Genomic DNA, 23,862 nt, shown 5'->3' with positions numbered 1-23,862 from the left:
TTGTGAACAGGAATGGATAAATGCTACCACACTCCTTATGGGTAAGATAATAAAGGCACCCTATTCGGTGCCTTTCGTTACACTTTTTAAAGATTTTGCGTCAATTTAACGCGGCTCTATACAACTGCAAGTATTCTTCCGCAGCTTTGCGCCAACAAAAGTCTTTCTGCATTGCATGAAGCTGTACACGCCTTACTTCGTTCGGACTCTGTGCGTAAAGCAACAGTGCCCTTAGCATCGTCAATAACAACGCTTGTGGTGTTGGCTCATAGAATACAAAACCTGTGGCTTCTTCAAGATCTGCGTCGTAGTCATTAACACTGTCTTTCAAACCGCCTACACCACGAACAATCGGCAACGTGCCATAAGCCATACTGTAGATCTGATTTAAACCACAAGGTTCAAATTCTGAAGGCATCAGGAAGAAATCTGAGCCAGCCTCAACAAGGTGTGCGAGTTCATTATCGTATGCTTCAACAAAAACCAACTTATTAGCGAACTGTGCTGAGACGTCTCTCAGTTGGGCAGCAAGGATAGGATCGCCAGTCCCCACGACGACAACTTGAACATCATGTTTGAGGAAGTCAGCCAATGCTGGTAGCAAATAATGCACGCCTTTTTGTTGCGTTAAACGGCAAACCATACCAAACATAGCGCAATCAGATGCTTCAAGACCCAGCTTTTCTTGTAGGGCTCTCTTACAAGCGTTTTTGCCACGCACCATGCTTTGTCGGTTCGCTTTGTAGTTCAACGGTAAACTAGAGTCCGTTTCTGGATTCCACGCACTGTAATCACAACCATTTAGAATACCCACTAAATCGTCAGCGCGTTGTTGAAACTCCCACGCCATACCATGACTACCTAGCTCAGTCTTAAGCTCTTCTGCGTAAGTCGGGCTTACTGCATTGATTTTGTCTGCATTCATCACCCCCGCTTTGAGCATGGTGATGTGAGTGGCACTGACGGCTGCATCAGGCACATTTCGACTATGGAACTCTGGAAGGCATTGAACATCGTCGTAACTAAATACCCCTTTGAACACCGCGTTGTGAATTGAAATAACGCTGCGAGTGTTTGCAAAGAAGGCTTCATTGCCGTATCGATGTTTGAGCAAGAATGGGACTAATCCTGTATGCCAGTCATTAGCGTGAACAATGTCCGGCTGGAAGCCAAGCTTAGGTAACATGTCCAAACACGCTGCACTAAAGAATGCAAAGCGTTCACCATTGTCTGTATAAGCTTGGTTGTTTTCGGCGTACATAGAAGGACGATTGAAATACGGCGGACAATCAATTAAGTAAACTGGATTATCTCCAAGCGTTAACTTAAGCACTCGGTACGCCGTATGTGGCCAACTCGTTAACTCTGTTTCTAGAACCGTTTCCGCTTCCGATAGTTGCTCAATGCCAGTATAGGCTGGAATAGAAATTCGTACATCTTGCTGAAGATTTTGAAGGGCTTCCGGCAGTGCCTTGGCTACATCAGCCAAGCCACCACTTTTAATTAGTCCTTCGACTTCAGACGCTACAAACAGAACAGACAAATTGTTAGTAGCCAACACGTGCTCCTTTTGGAATTACAACGATGCCATCATCTGACACATGGTAGTGTTTCTTATCTTCTTGTAGATTTACACCAATTTGCGTACCCGGCGCAATATCTGCGTCTTTATCTACAATCACGCGACGAAGCACACAACCTTCCCCGACTTTCACATCACCGAGCAAAATACACTGGCTGATGTCACACGCCGAAGCAATGTTGCTACGGAAACCTAATACTGATTTTTCAATACGTGAACCACGCACGTAGCTACCGTTACATACCAAGCTATCGATGATCTGAACTCGACCATTAACAGAGTCAGTAAATGTCGCTGGTGGCAATGGTGGGTAATAAGTATGAAGTGGCCATTTGCGGTTGTATAGAGAGAACGGTGCGTCTTTCTCAAGAAGATCCATATGAGCTTGCCAGTACGCATCAATCGTACCTACATCGCGCCAATATACTTCTTCTTTCTCACCCGTGATGCGGTTGGTACTGAAGTCATAAACAAACACATCACCACGCGGGAACATTTTAGGAATAATGTCTTTACCAAAGTCGTGCGTTGATGCTTCGTTATCAGCATCTTCAATAAGCTCGGCAAACAGTGTCTGAGCTTCGAAGATATAGTTACCCATAGACACGAGTGCGTGCTCTGGATCACCTGGGATAGATTTCGGATTAGCTGGCTTTTCTTCAAAGCCAATCATGCGACCTTCGTTGTCTACTTCGATAACACCAAATTGAGACGCTTCAGATAACGGCATTCTTAGCGCTGAAACCGTTAGCGAAGCCTCTTTCTCTTGGTGGAAAGCCAACATCTGTTTAATGTCCATTTTATAGATATGATCGGAACCAAAGATACATACTTGATCAGGTTCTGCCAACTCCATAAAACGCAGGTTTTGGTAGATAGCATCTGCCGTTCCTTCATACCAACGCTTGCCTGTACGCATCTGCGCAGGAATTGGGTCGATAAAGCGGTCGGTGATGCCATTGATGTTCCACCCTTTCTTCAAGTGGTGGAATAGAGATTGAGATTTGAATTGAGTAAGGACGTAAATGCGCATTAAATCCGCATTTACAAAGTTATTCAGAGCGAAATCAATAAGTCGGTAACTTCCGCCGAAAGGGACCGAAGGTTTACTGCGGGATTCCGTTAAAGGTCTCAAGCGAGAGCCTTCACCGCCAGCAAGAATCATTCCCAAAACACCAGCCATTCGTTGTTCTCCATATAGTTATAGCTTGGAACTGGTACTCGCTTGATATGAGCAGAACTCGGGGAGTCAAGCGAATACGTTAATACGTCCATACTGATGAGTTTCTATGAACCCTCACAATACGGACTGAAAAAGCTATTGCACATCCTCGTACGCACACGCCTTAGTTATTCTTTATTTTCGGCGCTAAATAACAGCATACAGTTGCATTATCTGTCTAATAAGTTATCGAACTGGAACTAAATTACAATTTAAAATATGCCATTCCGTGTAGTGTACAGATGTTGCTTACTCAATACGGTATCTTGATCACACAATGGGACGCAAACGATTACATTGTGAAAACAATTTACAAACCGATTAACTACACAAGTGCAGTTTTGCGACAGGATACGATGAAACTATGACCGTTGGATGAAAACAAGAATGGTGAAAAATGGAAGAAAAATGATTGGTGAAATGAATGAATTATAAAATAGCAGGTAAAAAATAAGGCAGCGTATGAGCTGCCTTATCGATTCAATCTCTAGGATTATGCTTTCGCTTTTTTGCGCTTGTCCGTGATTTCCCACTTACCATCGATAAACAATGCCGTCCAACCACTTGGTTTGCCATTGTCTTCAGTGCGCACGTAGTTCTCTTTGCTCTTGCGGCTAAAGCGAACAACAGCAGGGCGACCATCAGGGTCCGCAGTTGGCGCGGTAGTCAGATACTTAAACTTCTCAGGAAGACGTTCTTCGAAGCGAGCAAGTTCAGAAACTAATGGTGCACGAGTCTCACGTGATTTAGGGAAGTTACTCGCAGCCATAAACAGACCAGAAGCACCATCACGTAAAACAAAGTACGCATCTGAGTTTTCACATGGAAGTTCAGGGAAATGAACTGGATCTTCTTTCGGCGGTGCTACTTCACCGTTCTTAAGGATCTTACGAGTGTTCTTACACGTTTCACTTGTACAATCCATGTATTTACCGAAGCGACCGTTCTTAAGCACCATGTCAGAACCACACTTGTCACACTCAACAACTGGACCATCATAGCCTTTCACTTTGAATTCGCCATGCTCGACGATGTAGCCTTCACAGTTCGGGTTGTTACCACAAACGTGCATCTTGCGTTTATCATCGATCAAGTATGCGTCCATCGCCGTTTCACAGATAGGACAACGCTTCTTAGCACGCAGAGCTGCTGTTTCCACATCTTCTTCTAGAACGTTGATGATACCGTCTTCGTCACCCAAGTTGATGGTTGTCTTGCAACGCTCTTTAGGTGGCAATGCGTAACCAGAACAGCCTAGGAATACGCCTGTTGACGCGGTACGAATACCCATAGGACGGCTACAAGTCGGACACTCGATATCTGTCATCACAATGTGATTCAACTTCATGCCGCCTTCGTTCTCGTCTTGCTCCGCTTTCTCTAGATCGCCAGTGAAGTCTGTGAAGAAGTTATCTAGAACATCTTTCCACATCACATCGCCTTCAGCGATTTGGTCAAGCTTCTGCTCCATACGCGCAGTGAAGTCGTAGTTCATTAGATCGTTGAAACTGTCATCCAGACGGTCAGTAACAATCTCGCCCATCTTCTCTGCGTAGAAACGACGCTGTTCTACTTTTACGTAGCCGCGATCTTGGATCGTAGAGATGATTGAAGCGTATGTAGAAGGACGACCAATGCCGCGCTTCTCAAGTTCTTTTACCAGTGCCGCTTCTGTGAAACGTGCTGGTGGCTTGGTAAAGTGCTGTTTAGGATCTAGTGATTCAAGATCTAGCTTATCGCCCAGTTGAACAGCAGGAAGAATCGTATCTTCGTTTTTACCCATTGGGCGTTGAACGCGAGTCCAACCATCAAACTTAAGAATACGACCTTTCGCTTTTAGCGTGTACTCAGCCGCTTTCACACTGATGGTGGTTGAATCGTATTCTGCAGGCGTCATTTGACACGCAACGAATTGATTCCAAATCAGCGCGTACAGCTTATGTGCGTCCGCATCAACACCTTGTAGGTCTTCAGCTTTCACAGCAACATCGGAAGGACGAATTGCTTCGTGCGCTTCTTGTGCGCCTTCTTTGCTACCGTATGTTAGCGGTTTAGCTGGAAGGTATTTGTCACCAAACTCAGAACCGATGAAACCGCGAACTGCATCTACTGCTTCCGCGCTCAAGTTGGTTGAGTCGGTACGCATATAGGTGATGTAACCCGCTTCGTATAGACGCTGCGCCAGCATCATTGTCTTCTTAACGCCGTAGCCTAAACGAGTACTCGCTGCTTGCTGAAGTGTAGACGTAATGTATGGTGCAGACGGCTTACTTTTCGTTGGGCGGTCTTCACGCTTACATACTTCGTAGCTTGCGTTTTCCAGTACCGACATCGCCGCCTTGGTTTCAGCCTCGTTAACTGGCTTAAACGCAACGCCATCTTTCTGCGCAACAAGCAGTTTGAACGCCGTCTTATCTTTTGTGTGCGTATTTGCGTTGATATCCCAGAATTCTTCTGGAATGAAAGCGTTGATTTCACGCTCACGCTCAACCAGTAGTTTAACCGCTACTGACTGTACACGACCAGCAGACAGACCACGCGCCACTTTCTTCCATAGCAATGGAGAAACCATGAAACCTACTACACGGTCCATGAATCGACGTGCTTGCTGTGCGTTAACACCATCCATGTTTAGCTCACCAGGCGTCTGGAAAGCTTGCTGGATTGCATTCTTCGTGATCTCGTTAAACACTACGCGTTTGTATCGCTCTTCATCGCCACCGATGATCTCACGAAGGTGCCATGCGATTGCTTCCCCCTCGCGGTCTAAATCGGTTGCGAGATAAACGTAATCAGCATCTTTGGCTAATTTTTGCAGTTCGCTAACGACTTTTTCTTTGCCTGGAAGGATTTGGTAATTCGCATCCCAGTCATGATATGGGTTAATCCCCATTTTTTTGATTAGAGCTTTACGGTCTTTTTCTTTTTTGACACGCGCTTTTTCTTCCGGGCTCATTCCTTTAGTAGAAATGGCTGCGGCTTTTTTCTCACCAGTGCTTTGACCGGCCGTAGGCAGATCACGCACGTGACCAACACTAGACTTAACAATAAAGTCTTTACCAAGGTATTTATTTATCGTCTTAGCCTTGGCTGGTGACTCCACTATAACGAGCGATTTACCCATAACTGACTCTAACGTCCTTCATAATAATGCGGGTAACTAGCCCAAAGGAAGCTACCCGCATAATGTTCTATTTCATTGCTTCTTTTTTTACTATTGTGCGAGATGAAAAGAAGATCAACTGCTTTTTTGAAATTCAGATCCGATTGGTTGACAATTCATCGCCTTTGTACTTTGACGAGGCAGGGTACTGCAAAAGGTCTTGAGCGGCATATACTAAGCAGGCAAAGTTTCCTCTCGCTAGTCGAATTCGATAAATTTTGTCTCTCATCACAAAATAATTTGTCTTACGCGATCAGAACGTAAGCTTAAGTTATGCCAGTGAAATATCGGCTATTTGCAGATGAGAATCGCTTCGCTACTCCCTCTATATTAAGGTGTGACGTTCGTAAAACACGCAATCACTGTTTTTAGTATGCAAACCCTTCACAATTGTGGGTATACTGCCCCCACTTAAAGTTTCATTGAATGACGAGAATGGTATGTCTGATAGAAAACACATTGAAGAGTTCGACCTTCTTTTAATTGCGAACCAAATCATCCAAGAGCACGATGACTACATTGAAGGCATGCGCGCAACAAGTGTAGAAGAAAAAGACGGTGTTTTGGTGTTTAAAGGTGAGTACTTCTTAGATGAAAAAGGTCTGCCGACAACCAACACTACTGCGGTTTTCAATATGTTTAAGTACCTAGCGCACCACCTTTCAAAAGAGTTCACATTGAACAAGTAAGCGCTTCAAATTCCAATAAAAAAGCCAGAGTCTCTACTCTGGCTTTTCACTTTCAATAAGGCGAATTAGCAGCTTAGTGCCTTTAACTTATCGAAGTAGTCTGGGAAGGTCTTTGACGTACATTTAGGGTCGTTAATCGTCACTGGAGTATCACTCAGTGCCACTAATGAAAAACACATCGCCATGCGGTGATCATCGTAAGTATCAATCGCTGCGTGCGTAAGCTTAGGGACTGGCTTCACGATGATGTAGTCCTCACCTTCTTCCACCTCAGCACCGACTTTACGAAGCTCAGTCGCCATCGCTGAAAGACGATCCGTTTCCTTTACGCGCCAGTTGTATACATTGCGAATTGCGGTTGTACCTTCAGCAAAAAGCGCTGTCGTTGCAATAGTCATTGCTGCATCAGGGATATGGTTATAATCCATATCGATGCCTTTTAACTGACCAACACGAGAAATGACGTAATCATCACCCCATTCGATTTCTGCACCCATTTTTTCAAGTGCATCAGCGAATTGGATATCTCCCTGAATGCTGTTCTTACCAATACCGGTTACTTTTACTTCACCACCCTTGATGGCAGCTGCGGCCAAAAAGTAAGAAGCAGAAGAAGCATCACCTTCCACCAAAAAATCACCCGGAGCGATATATTGCTGACCAGCTGGAATCACAAACTCTTGGTAATCATTGTTGATTACGTTGACACCAAACTGCTTCATAATATGGAGTGTAATGTCGATGTATGGTTTAGAAACCAACTCACCGTCAATATTGATGCGAATCTCACCATCAGCCAGCGGTGCTGACATTAAAAACGCTGTCAGAAATTGGCTAGAGATTGAACCATCAATCGATACAGAGCCAGACTTAAGTCCAGTACCAGTGATTTTCAGCGGTGGGTAGTTTTCGTTCTCTAGATATTCGACGTCAGCGCCTGCTGCTTTTAAGGCTGTCACTAAGTGACCAATTGGGCGTTCTTTCATGCGAGGTTCGCCAGTAAGAACGTATTCACCTTCACCTAAGCACAAGGCTGCTGCCAATGGGCGCATTGCTGTACCTGCGTTACCCAAAAATAGCTCAACAGGTTCAGAAACAGAAAATGGACGACCAAGCCCCTCTACAACACATTCTGTCTTGTCTTCAGACAACTGATACTGAACACCAAGCTTAGTCAGAGCGTTCAACATGTGGCGAATATCATCGCTGTCGAGAAGGTTGGTCAACCGAGTCGTGCCTTTTGCTAGAGCGGCAAGAAGCAAAGCTCGATTGGAAACGCTTTTTGATCCAGGAAGATTCACTTCCCCTTGAATTTTATTGATAGGTTGTAACGTTAGGCTTTCCATTAAAAGTTGTTAATCCTTTGTGCTCTCACTTCACAATTTTTGAGAGCTAAACAATTCTTCGTGAATTCAGACTAACGAAAAAGCCACCACAAAACCAGAGCAAATCTACGCTAATTTTTGAATAATTAGTCAACTTCGTTTTTGCAGTACAAACATATACCCAAGTGACATCAAGATGCATGGTTCAGACCGTTGTCATTGACTCGAGAGCAAAGAAAACAACGCAGTGTATTGGTTGCCAACTTTTGGCTTGGCTCCACTGAACCTTCAAATCCTAACCACGCTAACAAACCAAGCCATTGTCGCTACCCCAAACATCTCGAGGTTACTTAGAAATATCTAATACGCAATATCAACCCTGACACCATCATCAAAATACAGAATGCGTACATCATCACCACGGTTAAACAGCATACTATTATCAACGTCTTGAATGACGTTGATAAGTTTGTTGCCATCAACCTTAATTAGCAGCTCAACCAATTTATACTCAACCGTGTATTCGTAGTTATTTCGATTTCGAACGACTGCGGCCCCCGCGAGTGCGCCCACGGCAGTTGCGACTTCTCTACCTGTGCCACCACCAAATTGGTTGCCAACTAGACCACCAATTGTGGCACCAAGAAGCGTTTCCCAACCGTTACTTTGTGATTGCTTTACTTCTTGTTGAGTTATGTATCGCACAGAATCGACTTTGCCATACACCACTTGATTGACTGGTTTTGCTACATTTCTTTCATAAGCTGCATTGGCGAAAAATGGCAAAAACAGTATGATCCATGCCCATCGTTTTATATTAAGTCTTTCTCTGCTCATAATAAGCTCCTATAGGCTCTGATGTTGGTAAACTTCTCTTTATGGCTATCTATTTAACTGAACTTGATGATTCGCTCTCTTTTCCATCTCCCTATGATGCGCTGAGCGATCCAAACGGTTTATTGGCGTTTGGTGGCGACCTTAACCCCGATCGCATCCTATGTGGCTATCAACAAGGCATTTTCCCTTGGTATGGTCCCGGAGAGCCAATTCTCTGGTGGAGTCCATCACCACGAGCTGTTTTCGATCCTTTGACCTTTACGCCTTCCAAGAGTTTGAAAAAGTTTCAGCGTAAACAACAGTATAAAGTAACGTTAAACAACGCAACCGAACGTGTCATTCAGTTTTGCTCTTCCACCCGCCCTGCGGAAGAGACTTGGCTCAATGACGAGATGCAAGCTTCTTATATCGAGCTTGCAAAGCGTGGTCATTGTCACTCAGTAGAAGTATGGCACGACGATCAATTAATTGGCGGTCTATATGGTATTAGCGTCGGTCGACTTTTTTGTGGTGAGTCGATGTTTAGCCTCAAAGACAATGCTTCAAAAATCGCATTGTGGTATCTGTGCGAACACTTGGCGTCAAATCAAGGTCAATTGATTGATTGTCAGGTGATGAACCCACACCTAGCATCGCTTGGTGCATTTGAACTCCAACGCGACGATTTCATACAAAAACTACTATCTTTAAGAGATAAGAAAACCGATTTGGGCACGTTTGAGCCACAGATTTTGCAGGGCGCGGTATCATGAGCACAGATCTCCAACATATTCGTATTGGGTTAACCAACAACCATCCATGCAGCTATTTACCTGAGCGTGAAGAGCGTGTGGCAGTAGCTCTTGATGCTGATTTGCATACAGAGCAAAGCTATCAAGTATTGATGGCTAATGGTTTCCGCCGCAGTGGAGACACCATTTACAAGCCGCATTGTCAGCACTGTAGTGCTTGTCAACCAATCCGAATCGCAGTACCGGATTTCGTAGCATCCAAAAGCCAGAAACGTTTGCTAAACAAAGGAAAGGCACTGCATTGGGAGATGAAACCTGAGCTCGATTCAAATTGGTTTGAACTCTACAGCCGTTATATTTGCGAACGGCACCAAAGTGGTACTATGTATCCACCTCGGGAAGACGAGTTCGCGCGATTTGCTCAAACAACATGGTTAACGACTGGCTTTCTTCATGTTTATGATGACGAAGCGCGCCTAGTAGCCGTTGCTGTCACTGATATTATGGAGCATTGTGCGAGTGCGTTTTACACCTTCTTTGACCCAGATTATCCTTTGTCTCTCGGGACCTTAGGCGTGCTTTTCCAGCTAGAATACTGCCGACAGCACAACAAACATTGGCTGTATCTAGGGTATCAAATCGATGAATGTCCGGCGATGAACTACAAAACTCGCTTTCAGAGACACCAAAGGCTAGTAAATCAGCGTTGGCAAGGGTAGAATACGCCCCAACTTTACATAATTACTGTTTAGCGGCAAAATTAGCCCGCTAATACCGCCTAATTTCTAAAGAGGATTAAATGGCTAAAGAAGACGTAATTGAGATGCAAGGCACTGTGCTTGACACTCTACCAAACACTATGTTCCGCGTTGAACTTGAAAACGGTCACGTTGTGACTGCACATATCTCTGGCAAGATGCGTAAGAACTACATCCGTATCCTTACTGGTGATAAAGTAACTGTAGAGATGACTCCATACGACCTATCTAAAGGCCGCATCGTCTTCCGTGCTCGTTAATCTCTGATTTTCGAATACAATAAAAAACGGAGCTCGTAGCTCCGTTTTTTATTGCTTGTCATTTGTTTTAGAAACCAGTCTGGCTTTGGGAATTCAATTCACGCTACAAGCTATACTCAAGTGACTTCAAGTTACAGGATTCAAAGCGTTATCATTGATTCTCTGTTTACCGAAAGTAAGCAAGGAAGACAATGAAGCGAAATAGCCAGCGTTTCAAATAGTTGCCTGCCTTCAAATCAAGTCATTCTCGCTGAACCAAGCTCATTGAGGTTAATTGAGAATATATAGCAGGCATAAAAAAGCGCACGACTAAGCGCACGCTTTTAGAACTCAACAAGACCTAAGCTTAGTGAAGCGCAGCTTCTTTCTCACTTAAGTACTCAAACTTAAGCTCGTCTTTCACCAACGTAACTTTCACTGTACCACCGTCAACCAGTGATCCAAATAGAAGTTCATTCGCCAAAGGTTTCTTAAGCTGCTCTTGGATAACACGTCCCATAGGGCGAGCTCCCATCGCTTTGTCGTACCCTTTGTGAGCCAACCAATGACGCGCATCTTGCGATACTTCCATCGACACACCACGAGCGTCCAGTTGCACTTGTAGCTCCACGATGAACTTATCAACCACTTGATGGATAACCGTTTCATCTAGGCTATTGAACCAAATGATATTGTCTAGACGGTTACGGAACTCAGGGGTAAATACCTTTTTGATTTCCGCCATCGCATCATGACTGTTGTCTTGTTGGATAAGACCGATCGATTTCTTCTCAGTTTCAGCTACACCTGCGTTCGTGGTCATTACAAGGATCACGTTGCGGAAGTCCGCTTTGCGACCGTTGTTGTCCGTTAGCGTACCGTTATCCATCACTTGCAGTAGCAAATTAAAGATATCCGGGTGTGCTTTTTCAATCTCATCAAGCAGCACGACCGAATGAGGATGTTTAATCACCGCATCCGTCAATAGACCACCTTGGTCGTAGCCAACATAACCTGGAGGCGCACCAATCAAGCGACTGACCGAGTGACGCTCACCATATTCAGACATATCAAAGCGCAGTAGCTCAATGCCTAGCAGTTTAGAAAGCTGAACGGTAACTTCTGTTTTACCAACGCCTGTTGGACCTGCAAACAGGAATGAGCCAACGGGTTTGTTATCCACTCCAAGACCAGCACGAGATAGCTTGATTGCTTCTGACAGTGCATCGATTGCCGTATCTTGACCGAACACAAGCATCTTCATCTTGTCATCCAGATTCTTCAGAATGTCTTTATCTGAAGATGATACTGATTTCTCTGGAATACGTGCCATCTTAGCGACCATCGCTTCGATGTCTGCAACACCAACGGTCTTTTTACGACGACTTGCTGGCGCTAGACGACTGCGGGCGCCTGCTTCATCAATAACGTCGATCGCTTTGTCTGGCAAGTGACGCTCGTTGATGTACTTCGCTGACAGCTCTACCGCTGCACGCAACGCTTTATTGGTATAACGTACTTCGTGGTGGGCTTCATACTTAGGTTTCAAACCAATTAGGATTTTGGTTGTATCATCCAGAGAAGGCTCTACCACATCGATCTTTTGGAAACGACGGGACAATGCACGCTCTTTCTCAAAGATGTTGCTGTACTCTTGGTACGTCGTTGAACCGATACAACGCAACTTACCACTACTTAGTAGAGGCTTGATCAGGTTAGCGGCATCGACTTGGCCACCAGAAGCGGCACCCGCACCGATGATGGTATGAATTTCATCAATAAACAGGATCGCGTCTTCTTCTTTCTCTAGCTGCTTTAACACAGACTTAAAGCGCTTCTCGAAATCACCACGGTATTTAGTACCAGCGAGTAAAGAGCCAATGTCCAGTGAGTAAATCACACTGTTTTGAATCACTTCAGGAACCTGCCCCTCAACGATTCTCCAAGCGAGACCTTCGGCAATCGCCGTTTTACCTACGCCAGCTTCACCCACAAGTAATGGGTTATTTTTGCGGCGGCGACAAAGTACTTGGATTGTACGCTCTAGCTCTTTATCACGACCAATAAGAGGGTCGATATTACCGGCTTTTGCAACTTGGTTTAGATTTGTAGCAAAGCTTTCTAAACGTTCTTCTGGGTTGGTTTCTTCAGGCGCTTCCGAGCCAAAAGAGTCGGACGAAGAAGAGTCTTCGCTTGAACCAGAAGCTTTGGTAATACCATGAGAGATAAAGTTAACGATATCCAAACGAGAGATATCATTCTTTTTCAGCAGATAAGCGGCGTGAGACTCTTGCTCACTAAAAATAGCAACAAGAACGTTTGCCCCGGTCACTTCGCTTCGACCAGACGACTGAACATGGAAGACGGCGCGTTGAAGTACACGCTGGAAACTCAATGTCGGCTGGGTTTCGCGCGTCTCATCGCTTTCTGGGATGAGCGGCGTTGTTTGGTCGATAAAAATATCGAGTTCGTTACGCAAAGCATCAAGGTCCGCTTTGCAGGCTAGAAGGGCTTCCTTAGCTGCATCATTCTCCAATAATGCAAGTAGGAGGTGTTCGACAGTCATGAACTCGTGGCGTTTGTCACGTGCACGAGCGAATGCACCGTTAAGGCTTGACTCTAGTTCTTTATTTAGCATAAGTACCTCCCGAAAGAACAACTTTGGTTGCTCGAGCAAGTCTTCTTATTACGCTTGCTCCATAGTACATAGTAGCGGATGCTCATTTTCCCTTGAGTACATCGTCACTTGCGCTACTTTTGTTTCGGCAATTTCTGCACTGTATGTGCCACAAATTGCCTTTCCTTCATAGTGAATCTTGAGCATGATTTGCGTTGCTTTATCAATATCATGTGAAAAGAATCGCTCAAGCACCTCTATGACGAAATCCATAGGTGTATAGTCATCATTATTGAGTACAACGTTGTATAGCTTTGGCGGCTGAACTTTTGTACTTTCTCGCTCCAGAAGATCTGAGTCTGGAGTCACCCATTCAAAATTTTTACTCATGGCAATTCAAAGATATCGTATCAAAGGGTTGATGTTTTCGACCTATAAAAACAATCTACCATAAGCATGCCGTGCGGTGTAGTGAGATATGACACCTAATTCGATTTTGATAGATAAAATTTGCGTCCTCATATAGAGACTAATGCACCTCCGGCAGGCGCGCAAATAAAAGATTTTTATCTCTTAGAACGCTTATTTTTTGCTGTTAGAACTATCAATTTTTGCTCTGTTTCCATATAACCGATAAACATTCTTAAACTGCCAAGATCACACTTACAACGGAAAAGTCGCTAAATATCACGAAAACATCACTTTTTATTCATTTAGTAGAATCTTCTAATGTACACACTTGGTTTAGAATGCCTTCGCTCTATTTCAATACCTTGCAGACCTTTTATCTAAACTTCGGCGAACCACCTCGATTGAGTTTGCAAAATTGTTAATCTCAAAAGTGATTTGTTTTCAAATATGTTTCTTAATGTTGTCTTTCACTATTGACTGACGAGATTCATTGACTACAGTGGAAAGTGTTGATGCATAAATCCTCATTCTGAATTTGTTGGATTTCTAACAATTTGATGAATGTGGATGTGCACACTCGACGTGTGTTAGCAATTACTAGCATAGCAAGGCTAACAATGAGACCAAGCTGAAGGGATGGCTTGGGTGAAGTAACAACATCAGTAAAAAATGCATGAGGGATGTAAAAGCATGGCTACAGGTACAGTAAAGTGGTTTAACAACGCCAAAGGATTTGGGTTTATTTGTTCAGACGAAGAGGAAGGAGACATTTTCGCCCACTACTCAACTATCCAAATGGACGGTTATCGTACACTGAAAGCAGGCCAACAAGTCTCATACGAGATTGAAAAAGGTCCAAAAGGTTCACACGCAAGCAGCGTTGTTCCAATAGAAGGCCAAGCCAAATAAATAGAGCGCTGTCGGAAAGACAAATCATTTGCTCTCGTAGAAGCACACGCTTTTATGAAGAGAAAAATAAACCCGCGTAAAGCGGGTTTATTGTTTCTATAGGTCTACCGAAGTAGCGTGTACAAGATTATTTATTGATAATAGCGTTCAGCGTTGCGCTTGGACGCATCAATGTAGACGCTAGAGAATCATCAAGAGAGTAGTAACCACCTAGCTCGCCTTTTACACCCTGCGCGTTGTTTAGCTCAGACACAATCGCTTCCTCTTGCTCTGCCAACGCTTTTGCGACAGGGGCAAACTCTGCTGCAAGATCCGCGTCTTCTGTTTGCTCAGCCAATGCTTTCGCCCAGTACGATGCTAAGTAGTAATGGCTACCACGGTTATCCAACTCACCTACTTTACGAGAAGGTGATTTATTTTCGTCTAAGAACTCGCCTGTTGCTTTATCAAGAGCGTCAGCAAGAACTTGAGCCTTCGCATTGCCCGCCACAGAGCTTAGGTGCTCTAGAGAAGCTGCCAGCGCAAGGAACTCACCTAGAGAATCCCAACGTAAGTGGTTTTCTTTTTCAACTTGCTGAACGTGCTTAGGTGCCGAACCTCCTGCTCCCGTTTCAAATAGACCACCACCGTTCATTAGCGGAACGATAGATAGCATCTTCGCTGAAGTACCAAGCTCCAAAATTGGGAACAAATCGGTCAGGTAATCACGCAATACGTTACCCGTTACAGAAATGGTATCTAGACCTTCTTTGATACGCTCTAGAGAGAATTTACATGCATCGATTGGCGCAAGGATCTTAATTTCTAGACCTGAAGTATCGTGTGCTGGAAGGTAGGCATTCACTTTTTTGATAAGTTCTGCATCATGAGCACGCGCTTCATCAAGCCAGAACACAGCCGGCGCACCCGAAGCACGAGCGCGAGTTACCGCAAGTTTCACCCAATCTTGGATTGGCGCATCTTTGACCTGACACATACGGAAGATGTCACCTTCTTCTACTTCTTGCTCAAGAAGAACCGCACCAGAAGCATCTACAACACGTACAGTACCTGCTGCATCTAAAATGAATGTCTTATCGTGTGAACCGTATTCTTCAGCTTTCTGAGCCATTAGACCTACGTTTGGTACGCTACCCATAGTTGTTGGGTCAAATGCACCATGTTCTTTACAGAAATCGATAACCGCTTGGTAAATACCTGCATAGCTACGATCTGGAATCATTGCTTTAGTATCTTTCTGTTTGCCGTCTGGTCCCCACATTTGACCAGATGCACGCAGCATTGCTGGCATAGAAGCATCAACGATGATGTCACTTGGTACGTGCAGGTTGGTAATACCGCGATCTGAGTCAACCATCGCGAGTGCTGGTTGTGTTTCGTATACCGCAAGGATCGCCGCTTCGATTTCCGCTTTTTGTTCAGCAGGTAGCGCGTCGATCTTCGCGTATACGTCACCGATACCATTGTTTACATCAACGCCTAGCTCTTCGAATAGCTTGCCGTATTTCGCAAACACGTCTTTGTAGTAAACCTTAACAGCATGACCAAAGATAACTGGATCCGATACCTTCATCATGGTCGCTTTCATGTGTAGAGAGAGCAGAACGTCTTGCTGTTTTGCTTCTGCAATTTCCTTCTCAAAGAACTCAACAAGCGCTTTCTTGTTCATTACCGAACAATCGATCACTTCTTTGTCTTGTAAAGGGAACGCCGATTTAAGTTCTTTCACCGAACCATCTGCAGCGACAAATTCAATTTTTACGTCAGTAGCACCAGAAACGGTTACCGATTTTTCACTACCGAAGAAGTCGTTGTCTGCCATGCTTGAAACATGAGATTGAGAATCCGCTGACCATGCACCCATTGAGTGCGGGTTCTTCTTCGCGTAATTCTTTACTGAAAGTGGCGCACGACGGTCTGAGTTACCTTCGCGTAGAACCGGGTTAACCGCACTACCTTTGATTTTGTCGTAAGTCGCTTTAATCGCTTCTTCTTCGTAAGTGCTCGGCTCTTCTGGGTAGTTTGGTAGCTCATAGCCTTTTGCTTGCAGCTCTTTGATAGCAGCTTTTAACTGCGGGATAGATGCAGAAATGTTTGGAAGTTTGATGATGTTTGCTTCTGGCGTTTTCGCCAACTCGCCAAGTTCTGCTAGCGCGTCACCGATGCGCTGTTCTTCTTTTAAATGCTCTGGGAAGTTAGCGATGATACGACCTGCTAACGAAATATCACGAGTATCTACATTAATGCCAGACGATGCAGTAAACGATTGAATGATTGGTAGTAATGAATAGGTTGCTAACGCCGGGGCTTCATCAGTGATTGTGTAGATAATTGTAGGTTTTTCTGTAGGCATGAAATTTCCCTATTTTTTACTCAACTAAGCTGAACAACTCAGCAACTGAGTTCGTTGAATTTACGCATTGCTTAACGTTAGTAGTGCATTCCTCCTCACCAACGTGACATGCGGTTTGCACTCTTTCTTATAGTTTGAAGCTCTATGGCTCTCTATCCATGAGTGCACTTTGTGCCAAGTTTGCTTTCATGAAGTTCTTTTGCAAAAACACCTCTCTAAAAGCAACTTGGCTATATCATTAAACAAATAACACGAAATAGTCTATTATTCTGTGCGCTTTTGTTAGTTTTAGGCGCGCAAATGATAGCCGATAAGAAGAAAACTTAAAACTTTCAAACACAGTTCATTTACATTTTTGCAAGGTAGTTAACATGTCATCTCGCACGGGTCATGAAAAAGGTCGCCGTAGTAACCACTCTAAACCGAGCCATTTTAAACGCTCAGGCAAGTCAAACCATTCAAATGGACAGGCGAAAAATCGACCAGGGCGCTCTACCCGTTCATCAAAGTCAACAAAACCACGCATTGCACCAGAAGACCGTAAGGTGATCATCTTCAACAAACCTTATGATACGTTGAGCCAATTTACCGATGGAGATGGTCGTAAAACGTTAGCGGATTACATCCCTGTCAAAGATGTATACGCGGCAGGACGGTTAGATAGAGATAGCGAAGGTCTGATGGTGCTAACAAATGATGGCATCTTGCAAGCAAAGTTGACACAACCTCAATCAAAGTCGCCAAAAACTTACTGGGTACAAGTAGATGGAGCACCTGATGAAGAGGACTTGGAAAAACTTCGTAAAGGTGTTGAATTGAAAGATGGCATGACATTACCAGCAAAAGTAGAAGTGATGCCTGAACCAAAGATCTGGGATAGAAATCCGCCCGTTCGGTTTAGAGCTAATATTCCTACAACTTGGCTAGCAATTACGATCATTGAAGGTCGAAATCGCCAAGTACGACGAATGACAGCACATATTGGCTTCCCGACACTGCGTTTAGTACGTTACTCCATGGGTGATATTGCGCTTGACGACTTGAAGCCGGGAGAATGGCGAGAAGTCACTCTCTAAGCTCGTCTAAGCTCGCACATCAAAAAACACTCGCATCAAAAAATATAAAAAGCAGGTCTTGACCTGCTTTTTATATTTTTGTCGTCACCAATAATATTTATTGTTGAGCAACCCACTTCATGAATGCCTGACGTTCTTCGTCTGTCATTTCTAGGTAGGCAATCTTCGCTTTTGTTACCGGTGATTTTACTCTTTGCGCGCTTTTGCTAGTTGCCGTTACAGCCGTCGCTGCTTGTAGCTCAGACAATTCGACTCTCTTACCGTTAGCAAAGAAAACGCCATTAGCTTCATTGTATTCCGCTAGTTGCTCATCTAGGTTTGAGTAAGGGAACGCACCTTTCTCACCTGGCATTTTATATTGAGAGTAATCAATAGACTTATCGTTGAAACTTACTTTCCAGTCCATTTTGTCTTGTTCGAACAACTTCTCAGCCTGACGTTGCTCTCTAAAAGACGGCGCATCAATGTATAGCTTTCCTGCACCCACACTCAAGCCGATAATATATGGTGAGGATTTAACTTGGGTACGCTTTTCACCACGACCAATCCCCTTATTAACTTTAACTACAATTTGGTTTGAGCCTTCAACTAGGGGAAACGGTGCACTCAAATCGTCCGCATCAACGCCATTTATAAACAGCACTTGAACGCCTTGAGCGGTAGTTAAGGTTGCTGAAGTATCAGCTTTATTTGTTGTGTCTGCGTTCGCTGTTGTACCAAACAACCCAAGCACAAATGCTACAGTCCAAGCTTTTAGTCTCATATCCTAATAACCTTAAAATTCAATTAATTACATCAACAGTGTTAAATCTCGTTTACCGTTCATCACAGTTTGAGGAAATCATTGCTGAAAAGCCAATCATTTCTACATCATTGACTGTAGATAATTGGTAAACGCACTCAACCCTTGACGTTTCACACTCTTTCACATTAACCAGAGTTCAAGAAGGATTTGCTTATATACTCTATAGAAAAAAGGTCGCAATAACTGCGACCTTTTACTATATCTACTTAAGTTCAGTAATTAGAACGTGTAGTAAACACCAGCAAGAACTAGAGTATCTTCAAGTTTCGCAGTGCCGTTGTCAGCTTCTGCTACTGAGTATTCTAGGAATGAAAGAACGTTGCTAGTCACTGCGTAATCAGCACCAAACGTGTAGTAGTTAGCATCTGCGTCTGAGTCATCAATATCAGTGAAACCGAATGAAGTGTAAACTCGAGCTTCATTCATTTGGTATGCAGCAACAGCAGACCAAGTGTTTACGTCAACGTTGTCCCACTCTTCAGCAATGTAGTTAACCGCTGTAGAGAAGTTATCCATGTTGAAGCGAGCTGCGATACCCAAAATTTTGTGGTCTACAGTCGTTTTAACATCAGCGAATTTAACTTCTGCTTTACCTTGATCTTGGTAAGAAGCACCTACGGTGAACATGTCGTTGATTACGTATTGTGCAGATAGACCGAATGCAGTATCAACATTTTCGTCTTGATTTAAGTATGCATCTGCAATAACAGTAAGCTGGTCAAAGCTGCCCTTAACAGATACTGCGTGACCAGCACTTTCAAGAGAACCTAGGAAGTCATCAGCGTAACCGTAACCTTCGTTAGTGTTGTCGATTGTGATCGCGTCTAGAGAGTCACCGAAGTCACCAATTTCACCAACAGCAACACCCCAGTTATCACCGAAGTAAGCACCAAAGTAAAGGTCGTCTGTGCTAACCTTGTTGTTGTCTGCGTCGTAACCGAAACCGTTACCGTTTTCTAGCTCAAATGAGCCAAACACTTTAACGTCATCGTTGATTTTATGAGTAGCATCAACTTGAACTTTTGCCCATAGGTCAATGTCAAGGTCGTTTTTCTTGATTTGCTTGCCTGCTAGCTTAGCTTCTCTTGTACTTAGGTAAGTATCGATCTCACCCTTAAGGTTGAAAGAAGTTGTACCGTTGTCGTAGATGTTGCCTGCTGCTAGTGCAGACGTAGAGATGCCTGCTACTGCAAGAGCTACTAGAGTCTTTTTCATAATTAATCCACTGCCTTTTCTTAGATTGGGATATCCTTTCCGATTCCCTTTTTTATATTTTTGAGGTCGCTTGTTATCAAATCGCAACAATGCTTTACCTGCAAAATCTGGGCACTAGAGTGCAAAAGATTATTCTGGCTGTCAAATTTTCTAAATCACAACATCAAAAAACAAAAAAATCTTTATTTTACAGCAACATAGAAATTTAAGTTTCAATTATTCGATGAAGTTCTAAACAATCGACTTGATTTTTCTTAATTTAGCAAAAGATAAACAAAAGAGATAAACAACCTTAAAACAACAAAAAACCGAATCAATTCAGAATAAAATTCTGGTCAAATGGTATTTTTGAAGCTTTATATTTTTCACCTAATGAAATTATTTTCATTTAGATTGAGTTCAATATTTTTTTGTGAACAAGATCTACATTCCACATAAAAGCATTCCGTTTTGTGAACTACAGTACAACTAGTGATGTGTGCTACTATGCGCGCCCCACGCGTTTGAGGCACTTATGCTAACTAGTAACATCCAAAAATCGATCAGAACCAGCTACCAGAACTTACAAGCTCAACTGGATAACTTTGTACCTCGAAGAGCGCAAAATTACCTAGTCGCAGAGATTGCTAAGACGTTGTGCGGGCAATACCACAAATCGAATAGAATGCTTGTTGCAGAAGCAGGAACAGGGATCGGTAAGTCATTGTCATATCTGATGGCAGTTATTCCCGTGGCAGTCTACAACAACCGAAAAGTCGTGATTTCGACTGCAACAGTCGCGTTGCAAGAACAGTTGGTGAATAAAGATCTCCCATTATTTCGTCGTATTACCGACCGAGAGTTTTCTTTTATTCTGGCAAAAGGGCGACAACGTTATTGCTGCGCGGAGAAACTCGCAACGGCAAGTGGTGTCGATGGCGGACAACTTGCCATGTTTGAGACTAAGCCAAAAAAGAAAGACATTGATTTGTTGGAAACCATGTACCGTTCTCTTGCTCAAGGCAAATGGGATGGCGACCGCGACTCCTGGCCAAAACCTATTGATGACCATATCTGGCAATTGATTGTCAGTGACAAGCACAGCTGTAATAACAGCCTACCAGCTCATCGTAACTGCCCTTTCCAAAAAGCACGTTCAGAACTGGATAAAAATGATGTCATCATCGCAAACCATTCATTAGTAATGGCAGACGCCGATCTGGGTGGTGGCGTAATTCTGCCCGAGCCGGAAAATACTATTTATGTCTTTGATGAGGCGCATCATCTTCCGCACGTTGCACGAGACCACGCTTCCGCATCTGCAAGCTTAAAAGGAGCGGCAGCTTGGTTAGAGAAACTCAATCAGTCCACCAGCAAATTCTCATCATTGGCAGACGAGAAACGCGTCGCACGCTTTCGCAATGACTTGCAGGAGTCGGTACAAGAACTCATTCCCACGCTTAGCCAATTAACAAAGCAATTTGACCCAAACCAATTTGAAGAAAACATCTATCGCTTTGAACATGGCGAACTTCCAACTTGGTTAGAAAATCAATCTAAAGATTTAAAACAGCTCAGTAAAAAAGCAAACCAAAGTGTCGCGAAAATTGCGGATTTGATTGCTGAGCGAGTAAAAGACGGGGAACTTTCTTCAAGGTTAGCAGAGCCAGCTCTGGCTGAATTGGGGTTCTACATTCAGCGCTTAGAAAATCTTGCTCAAGTTTGGAACTTGATGGCAGAGCCAACACGAGAAAAAGGGGCACCGTTAGCAAGGTGGCTTGAGAAGCACCCAGATCGTGAAGGTGACTATATTGTGAGCGTTTCACCTTTGGAAATTGGCTGGCAACTTGATCAACAAATCTGGAGTCGTTGTATCGGTGCGGTATTAGTCTCTGCTACGATGCGTGCACTGAATTCATTCCATTACTTTTGCCATCAAGTGGGAGTAGACGCAAAACCTGAGTCAGGTACGCAGTTTTTAGCCTTGGCGTCACCTTTTGATTATCAGAACCAAGCGGAGCTTTTAATCCCTGCGATGAAGTATGAACCTCAAGCGCCACAGTTTACCGAATATCTTATTGAAATTTTGCCTAAGTATTTAGAAGACAACAAAGCGAACTTGGTATTATTCTCGTCATATTGGCAGATGAACCAAGTCGCAGATGCTCTAAGTGCTGATTTTGTAAAACGAGGCTGGGCACTGCAAGTACAAGGCGAAAGTTCACGTGCAGAAATTCTAAAAAAACATAAAAAGCTCGTCGACCAACAGAAAACCAGTATTCTCTTTGGCACGGGTAGCTTCTCGGAAGGTCTTGATTTACCAGGAGAGCTATTGGAAAACTTGGTCATTACTAAGATTCCTTTTGGTGTCCCTACCTCACCCGTAGAGCAAGCGCACTCAGAGTACATAGAAAAGAAAGGGGGCAACCCATTCATGCAAATTACTGTGCCTGATGCGAGCAAAAAACTGATTCAAAGTGTCGGTCGTTTACTGCGCAAAGAGCGCGATTCTGGTAGAGTGACCATCCTTGATAGACGTTTGATAACAAAACGCTACGGGCAAGCCTTAATTGACTCGTTGCCGCCATTTAAACGCAAGATAGAATATTAGAAGAATAACGATTTATGGAAATGATTGAGCCAACCATGCTGTTGGTGTTGGCGCTCGTCGCTTTTGTTGCTGGATTTATCGATGCAGTTGCAGGCGGTGGCGGTATGCTCACCGTCCCTGCCTTATTGTCGTTGGGACTCCCTCCGCACATTGCATTGGGCACAAATAAACTGGCAGCATCGTTTGCCTCTTCTACTGCCGCTTTCACATACTACAAGAAGCGTTTGTTTAAACCACAATGCTGGGGGCGAGCGTTTGTGGCGACTCTTGTTGGTGCCACGCTCGGCACATTGTTTGTCGACGCAATCAGTACTGAATGGCTAGAGAAGGTTTTACCTCTCATTATTCTTGCTGCCGCGATGTATACCGTGTTCCATAAAGCTCCACAATCGACTCACCAGAGCCCGACACCCGAACCATGCCCAATGTTGAATAAAAAGCAGTATCTGCAAGGATTCTCAATCGGCTTCTACGATGGTCTAGCCGGACCAGGGACTGGCGCATTTTGGACTGTAAGCTCAATGGCGCTTTATCGGTTGAACATCTTGCTCGCTTCCGGCTTAGCAAAGGCGATGAACTTTACTAGCAACTTCACTTCTCTTGTCACTTTTGCTGTTTTGGGTCATATAAATTGGGTGCTAGGATTAACAATGGGCGTATGTTTAATGGCAGGCGCATTTGTTGGTGCTCACTCTGCAATCCGCTTTGGTTCTAAATTTATTCGCCCTGTGTTTGTTTCTGTTGTCAGCGTATTAGCAATTAAACTCGCTTATGATGCGTGGTTTGTAGGCTTATCATGAACATCAAACAGCTTTCCAATGGTCTAGAACAAATGTCTGAGAAAGCGGCTTCACTTGACCATCAGCGAGGTCACCATGAGGCAATGCTGTTTGATGAACGCCTATTTCGCTGCCGCTCTCGTTTGTTAGTTCCTTGTGTCAATGAAGCAAGAGCGACATTAAACGACATCATCAAGGAGCAAAAAGAAGGTAAGTTAAATGCGCAACGAGCAGAATATCTGACTGACCGATTGGTTGCCCAAATCACGGCAATTCAACGCGAAATTTCTATCGCCGAGATACCTAAAGCAAAGCCTAAGAAATCCGCTCGACAAGACAAGTCCCTTGATGCACTAAAACAAGAAGTCGCGCAGCATAAAGAATGGGCTCGTCGCTTGCGCGAGATGGTTATAGAAAAACAACAAATAGTTGCCATTGCTCCAGCTCATTTACGCACCGAAGCGCAGAAAGCTGTATTAACGGCAAAACAACGACTGATTCGCTGTGAAGCTGCATTAAACGAGCTAGAAAAGCAAGTAATCCAAAGAGAGAACAATTGAG

19 protein-coding genes are annotated in these 23,862 nt (G+C 43.9%); 9 read left to right on the top strand and 10 right to left on the bottom strand.

The window, feature by feature from the left end:
- Nucleotides 1-100 precede the first annotated feature (100 nt).
- The 3 genes from glgA to topA form a co-directional block, all read right to left on the bottom strand.
- Nucleotides 101-1,558: a glycogen synthase GlgA gene (glgA, locus tag J4N44_RS05180; RefSeq protein ID WP_026000128.1), complete on the bottom strand. Its 1,458-nt coding sequence runs from the start codon at nucleotides 1,556-1,558 to the stop codon at nucleotides 101-103.
- Nucleotides 1,548-2,765 carry a glucose-1-phosphate adenylyltransferase gene (gene glgC, locus J4N44_RS05175; RefSeq protein WP_005450367.1) on the bottom strand — a complete coding sequence of 406 codons (1,218 nt, stop codon included), beginning with the start codon at nucleotides 2,763-2,765 and terminating at the stop codon, nucleotides 1,548-1,550. The genes glgA and glgC overlap by 11 nt, the downstream gene beginning before the upstream one ends.
- 532 nt (nucleotides 2,766-3,297) lie before the next feature.
- Entirely contained in the window at nucleotides 3,298-5,928 is a 2,631-nt protein-coding gene (gene topA / locus J4N44_RS05170; protein WP_029789004.1) for a type I DNA topoisomerase, read from the bottom strand.
- A 479-nt stretch (nucleotides 5,929-6,407) separates the two neighbouring features.
- Here topA and J4N44_RS05165 point away from each other — a divergent pair, with 479 nt between their 5' ends.
- Nucleotides 6,408-6,656 (top strand): YciN family protein, encoded by a 249-nt coding sequence (locus J4N44_RS05165; RefSeq protein ID WP_005450369.1) that lies wholly within the window; start codon nucleotides 6,408-6,410, stop codon nucleotides 6,654-6,656.
- Between the two features lie 65 nt (nucleotides 6,657-6,721).
- On the opposite strand, the gene aroA is transcribed toward J4N44_RS05165, so the two are convergent.
- Nucleotides 6,722-8,002, bottom strand: coding sequence for a 3-phosphoshikimate 1-carboxyvinyltransferase (aroA, locus tag J4N44_RS05160; protein ID WP_005450370.1), 1,281 nt, complete (start codon nucleotides 8,000-8,002; stop codon nucleotides 6,722-6,724).
- A gap of 339 nt (nucleotides 8,003-8,341) precedes the next feature.
- A complete protein-coding gene (locus J4N44_RS05155) occupies nucleotides 8,342-8,818 on the bottom strand; it encodes an outer membrane lipoprotein (protein WP_005450372.1) in 477 nt (158 codons plus the stop codon).
- Between the two features lie 41 nt (nucleotides 8,819-8,859).
- On the opposite strand from J4N44_RS05155, the gene aat reads away from it, so the two are divergent.
- The 3 genes from aat (at nucleotide 8,860) to infA (ending at nucleotide 10,567) form a co-directional block, all read left to right on the top strand.
- Complete coding sequence (aat, locus tag J4N44_RS05150) at nucleotides 8,860-9,570, top strand: leucyl/phenylalanyl-tRNA--protein transferase (RefSeq protein ID WP_005450374.1); 711 nt, start codon at nucleotides 8,860-8,862, stop codon at nucleotides 9,568-9,570.
- Complete coding sequence (locus tag J4N44_RS05145) at nucleotides 9,567-10,268, top strand: arginyltransferase (protein ID WP_009701172.1); 702 nt, start codon at nucleotides 9,567-9,569, stop codon at nucleotides 10,266-10,268. Before aat ends, J4N44_RS05145 begins: the two co-directional genes overlap by 4 nt.
- A gap of 80 nt (nucleotides 10,269-10,348) precedes the next feature.
- Entirely contained in the window at nucleotides 10,349-10,567 is a 219-nt protein-coding gene (gene infA / locus J4N44_RS05140) for a translation initiation factor IF-1 (RefSeq protein WP_001040192.1), read from the top strand.
- Between the two features lie 346 nt (nucleotides 10,568-10,913).
- Here the strand turns inward: infA and clpA are convergent, their stop codons facing one another.
- Together clpA and clpS are read right to left on the bottom strand one after the other, a co-directional pair.
- The gene (gene clpA, locus J4N44_RS05135; RefSeq protein WP_005449844.1) at nucleotides 10,914-13,184 is read right to left on the bottom strand and encodes an ATP-dependent Clp protease ATP-binding subunit ClpA; all 2,271 of its coding nucleotides are present in this window, start codon (nucleotides 13,182-13,184) and stop codon (nucleotides 10,914-10,916) included.
- Between the two features lie 48 nt (nucleotides 13,185-13,232).
- The gene (gene clpS / locus J4N44_RS05130) at nucleotides 13,233-13,553 is read right to left on the bottom strand and encodes an ATP-dependent Clp protease adapter ClpS (protein ID WP_005427554.1); all 321 of its coding nucleotides are present in this window, start codon (nucleotides 13,551-13,553) and stop codon (nucleotides 13,233-13,235) included.
- A gap of 711 nt (nucleotides 13,554-14,264) precedes the next feature.
- Here clpS and cspD point away from each other — a divergent pair.
- Nucleotides 14,265-14,483 (top strand): cold shock domain-containing protein CspD, encoded by a 219-nt coding sequence (gene cspD, locus J4N44_RS05125; RefSeq protein WP_005427548.1) that lies wholly within the window; start codon nucleotides 14,265-14,267, stop codon nucleotides 14,481-14,483.
- Between the two features lie 127 nt (nucleotides 14,484-14,610).
- On the opposite strand, the gene J4N44_RS05120 is transcribed toward cspD, so the two are convergent.
- The gene (locus J4N44_RS05120) at nucleotides 14,611-16,836 is read right to left on the bottom strand and encodes an NADP-dependent isocitrate dehydrogenase (protein WP_005449846.1); all 2,226 of its coding nucleotides are present in this window, start codon (nucleotides 16,834-16,836) and stop codon (nucleotides 14,611-14,613) included.
- A gap of 371 nt (nucleotides 16,837-17,207) precedes the next feature.
- On the opposite strand from J4N44_RS05120, the gene J4N44_RS05115 reads away from it, so the two are divergent.
- Entirely contained in the window at nucleotides 17,208-17,912 is a 705-nt protein-coding gene (locus tag J4N44_RS05115; protein ID WP_252044916.1) for an rRNA large subunit pseudouridine synthase E, read from the top strand.
- Between the two features lie 97 nt (nucleotides 17,913-18,009).
- On the opposite strand, the gene J4N44_RS05110 is transcribed toward J4N44_RS05115, so the two are convergent.
- The gene (locus tag J4N44_RS05110) at nucleotides 18,010-18,675 is read right to left on the bottom strand and encodes a DUF2057 family protein (protein WP_252044915.1); all 666 of its coding nucleotides are present in this window, start codon (nucleotides 18,673-18,675) and stop codon (nucleotides 18,010-18,012) included.
- A 261-nt stretch (nucleotides 18,676-18,936) separates the two neighbouring features.
- A complete protein-coding gene (locus tag J4N44_RS05105) occupies nucleotides 18,937-19,932 on the bottom strand; it encodes a porin (protein ID WP_005449852.1) in 996 nt (331 codons plus the stop codon).
- Between the two features lie 514 nt (nucleotides 19,933-20,446).
- On the opposite strand from J4N44_RS05105, the gene dinG reads away from it, so the two are divergent.
- The 3 genes from dinG to J4N44_RS05090 are packed head-to-tail and all read left to right on the top strand — an operon-like array spanning nucleotide 20,447 to nucleotide 23,861.
- On the top strand, nucleotides 20,447-22,522 hold the full coding sequence (dinG, locus tag J4N44_RS05100; RefSeq protein ID WP_252044914.1) for an ATP-dependent DNA helicase DinG: 2,076 nt from the start codon (nucleotides 20,447-20,449) through the stop codon (nucleotides 22,520-22,522).
- Nucleotides 22,523-22,536: 14 nt separating this feature from the next.
- Entirely contained in the window at nucleotides 22,537-23,322 is a 786-nt protein-coding gene (locus tag J4N44_RS05095; protein WP_005449856.1) for a sulfite exporter TauE/SafE family protein, read from the top strand.
- Nucleotides 23,319-23,861, top strand: coding sequence for a primosomal replication protein (locus tag J4N44_RS05090; RefSeq protein ID WP_047513192.1), 543 nt, complete (start codon nucleotides 23,319-23,321; stop codon nucleotides 23,859-23,861). Before J4N44_RS05095 ends, J4N44_RS05090 begins: the two co-directional genes overlap by 4 nt.
- The last annotated feature ends 1 nt before the right edge of the window (nucleotide 23,862 follow it).

This window comes from Vibrio sp. SCSIO 43155 (assembly GCF_023716605.1).
In the GTDB taxonomy this organism is placed as follows: domain Bacteria; phylum Pseudomonadota; class Gammaproteobacteria; order Enterobacterales; family Vibrionaceae; genus Vibrio; species Vibrio harveyi.
The sequence above is the reverse complement of the archived record's forward strand: the minus strand, read 5'-3'. Positions and strand labels throughout refer to the sequence as shown.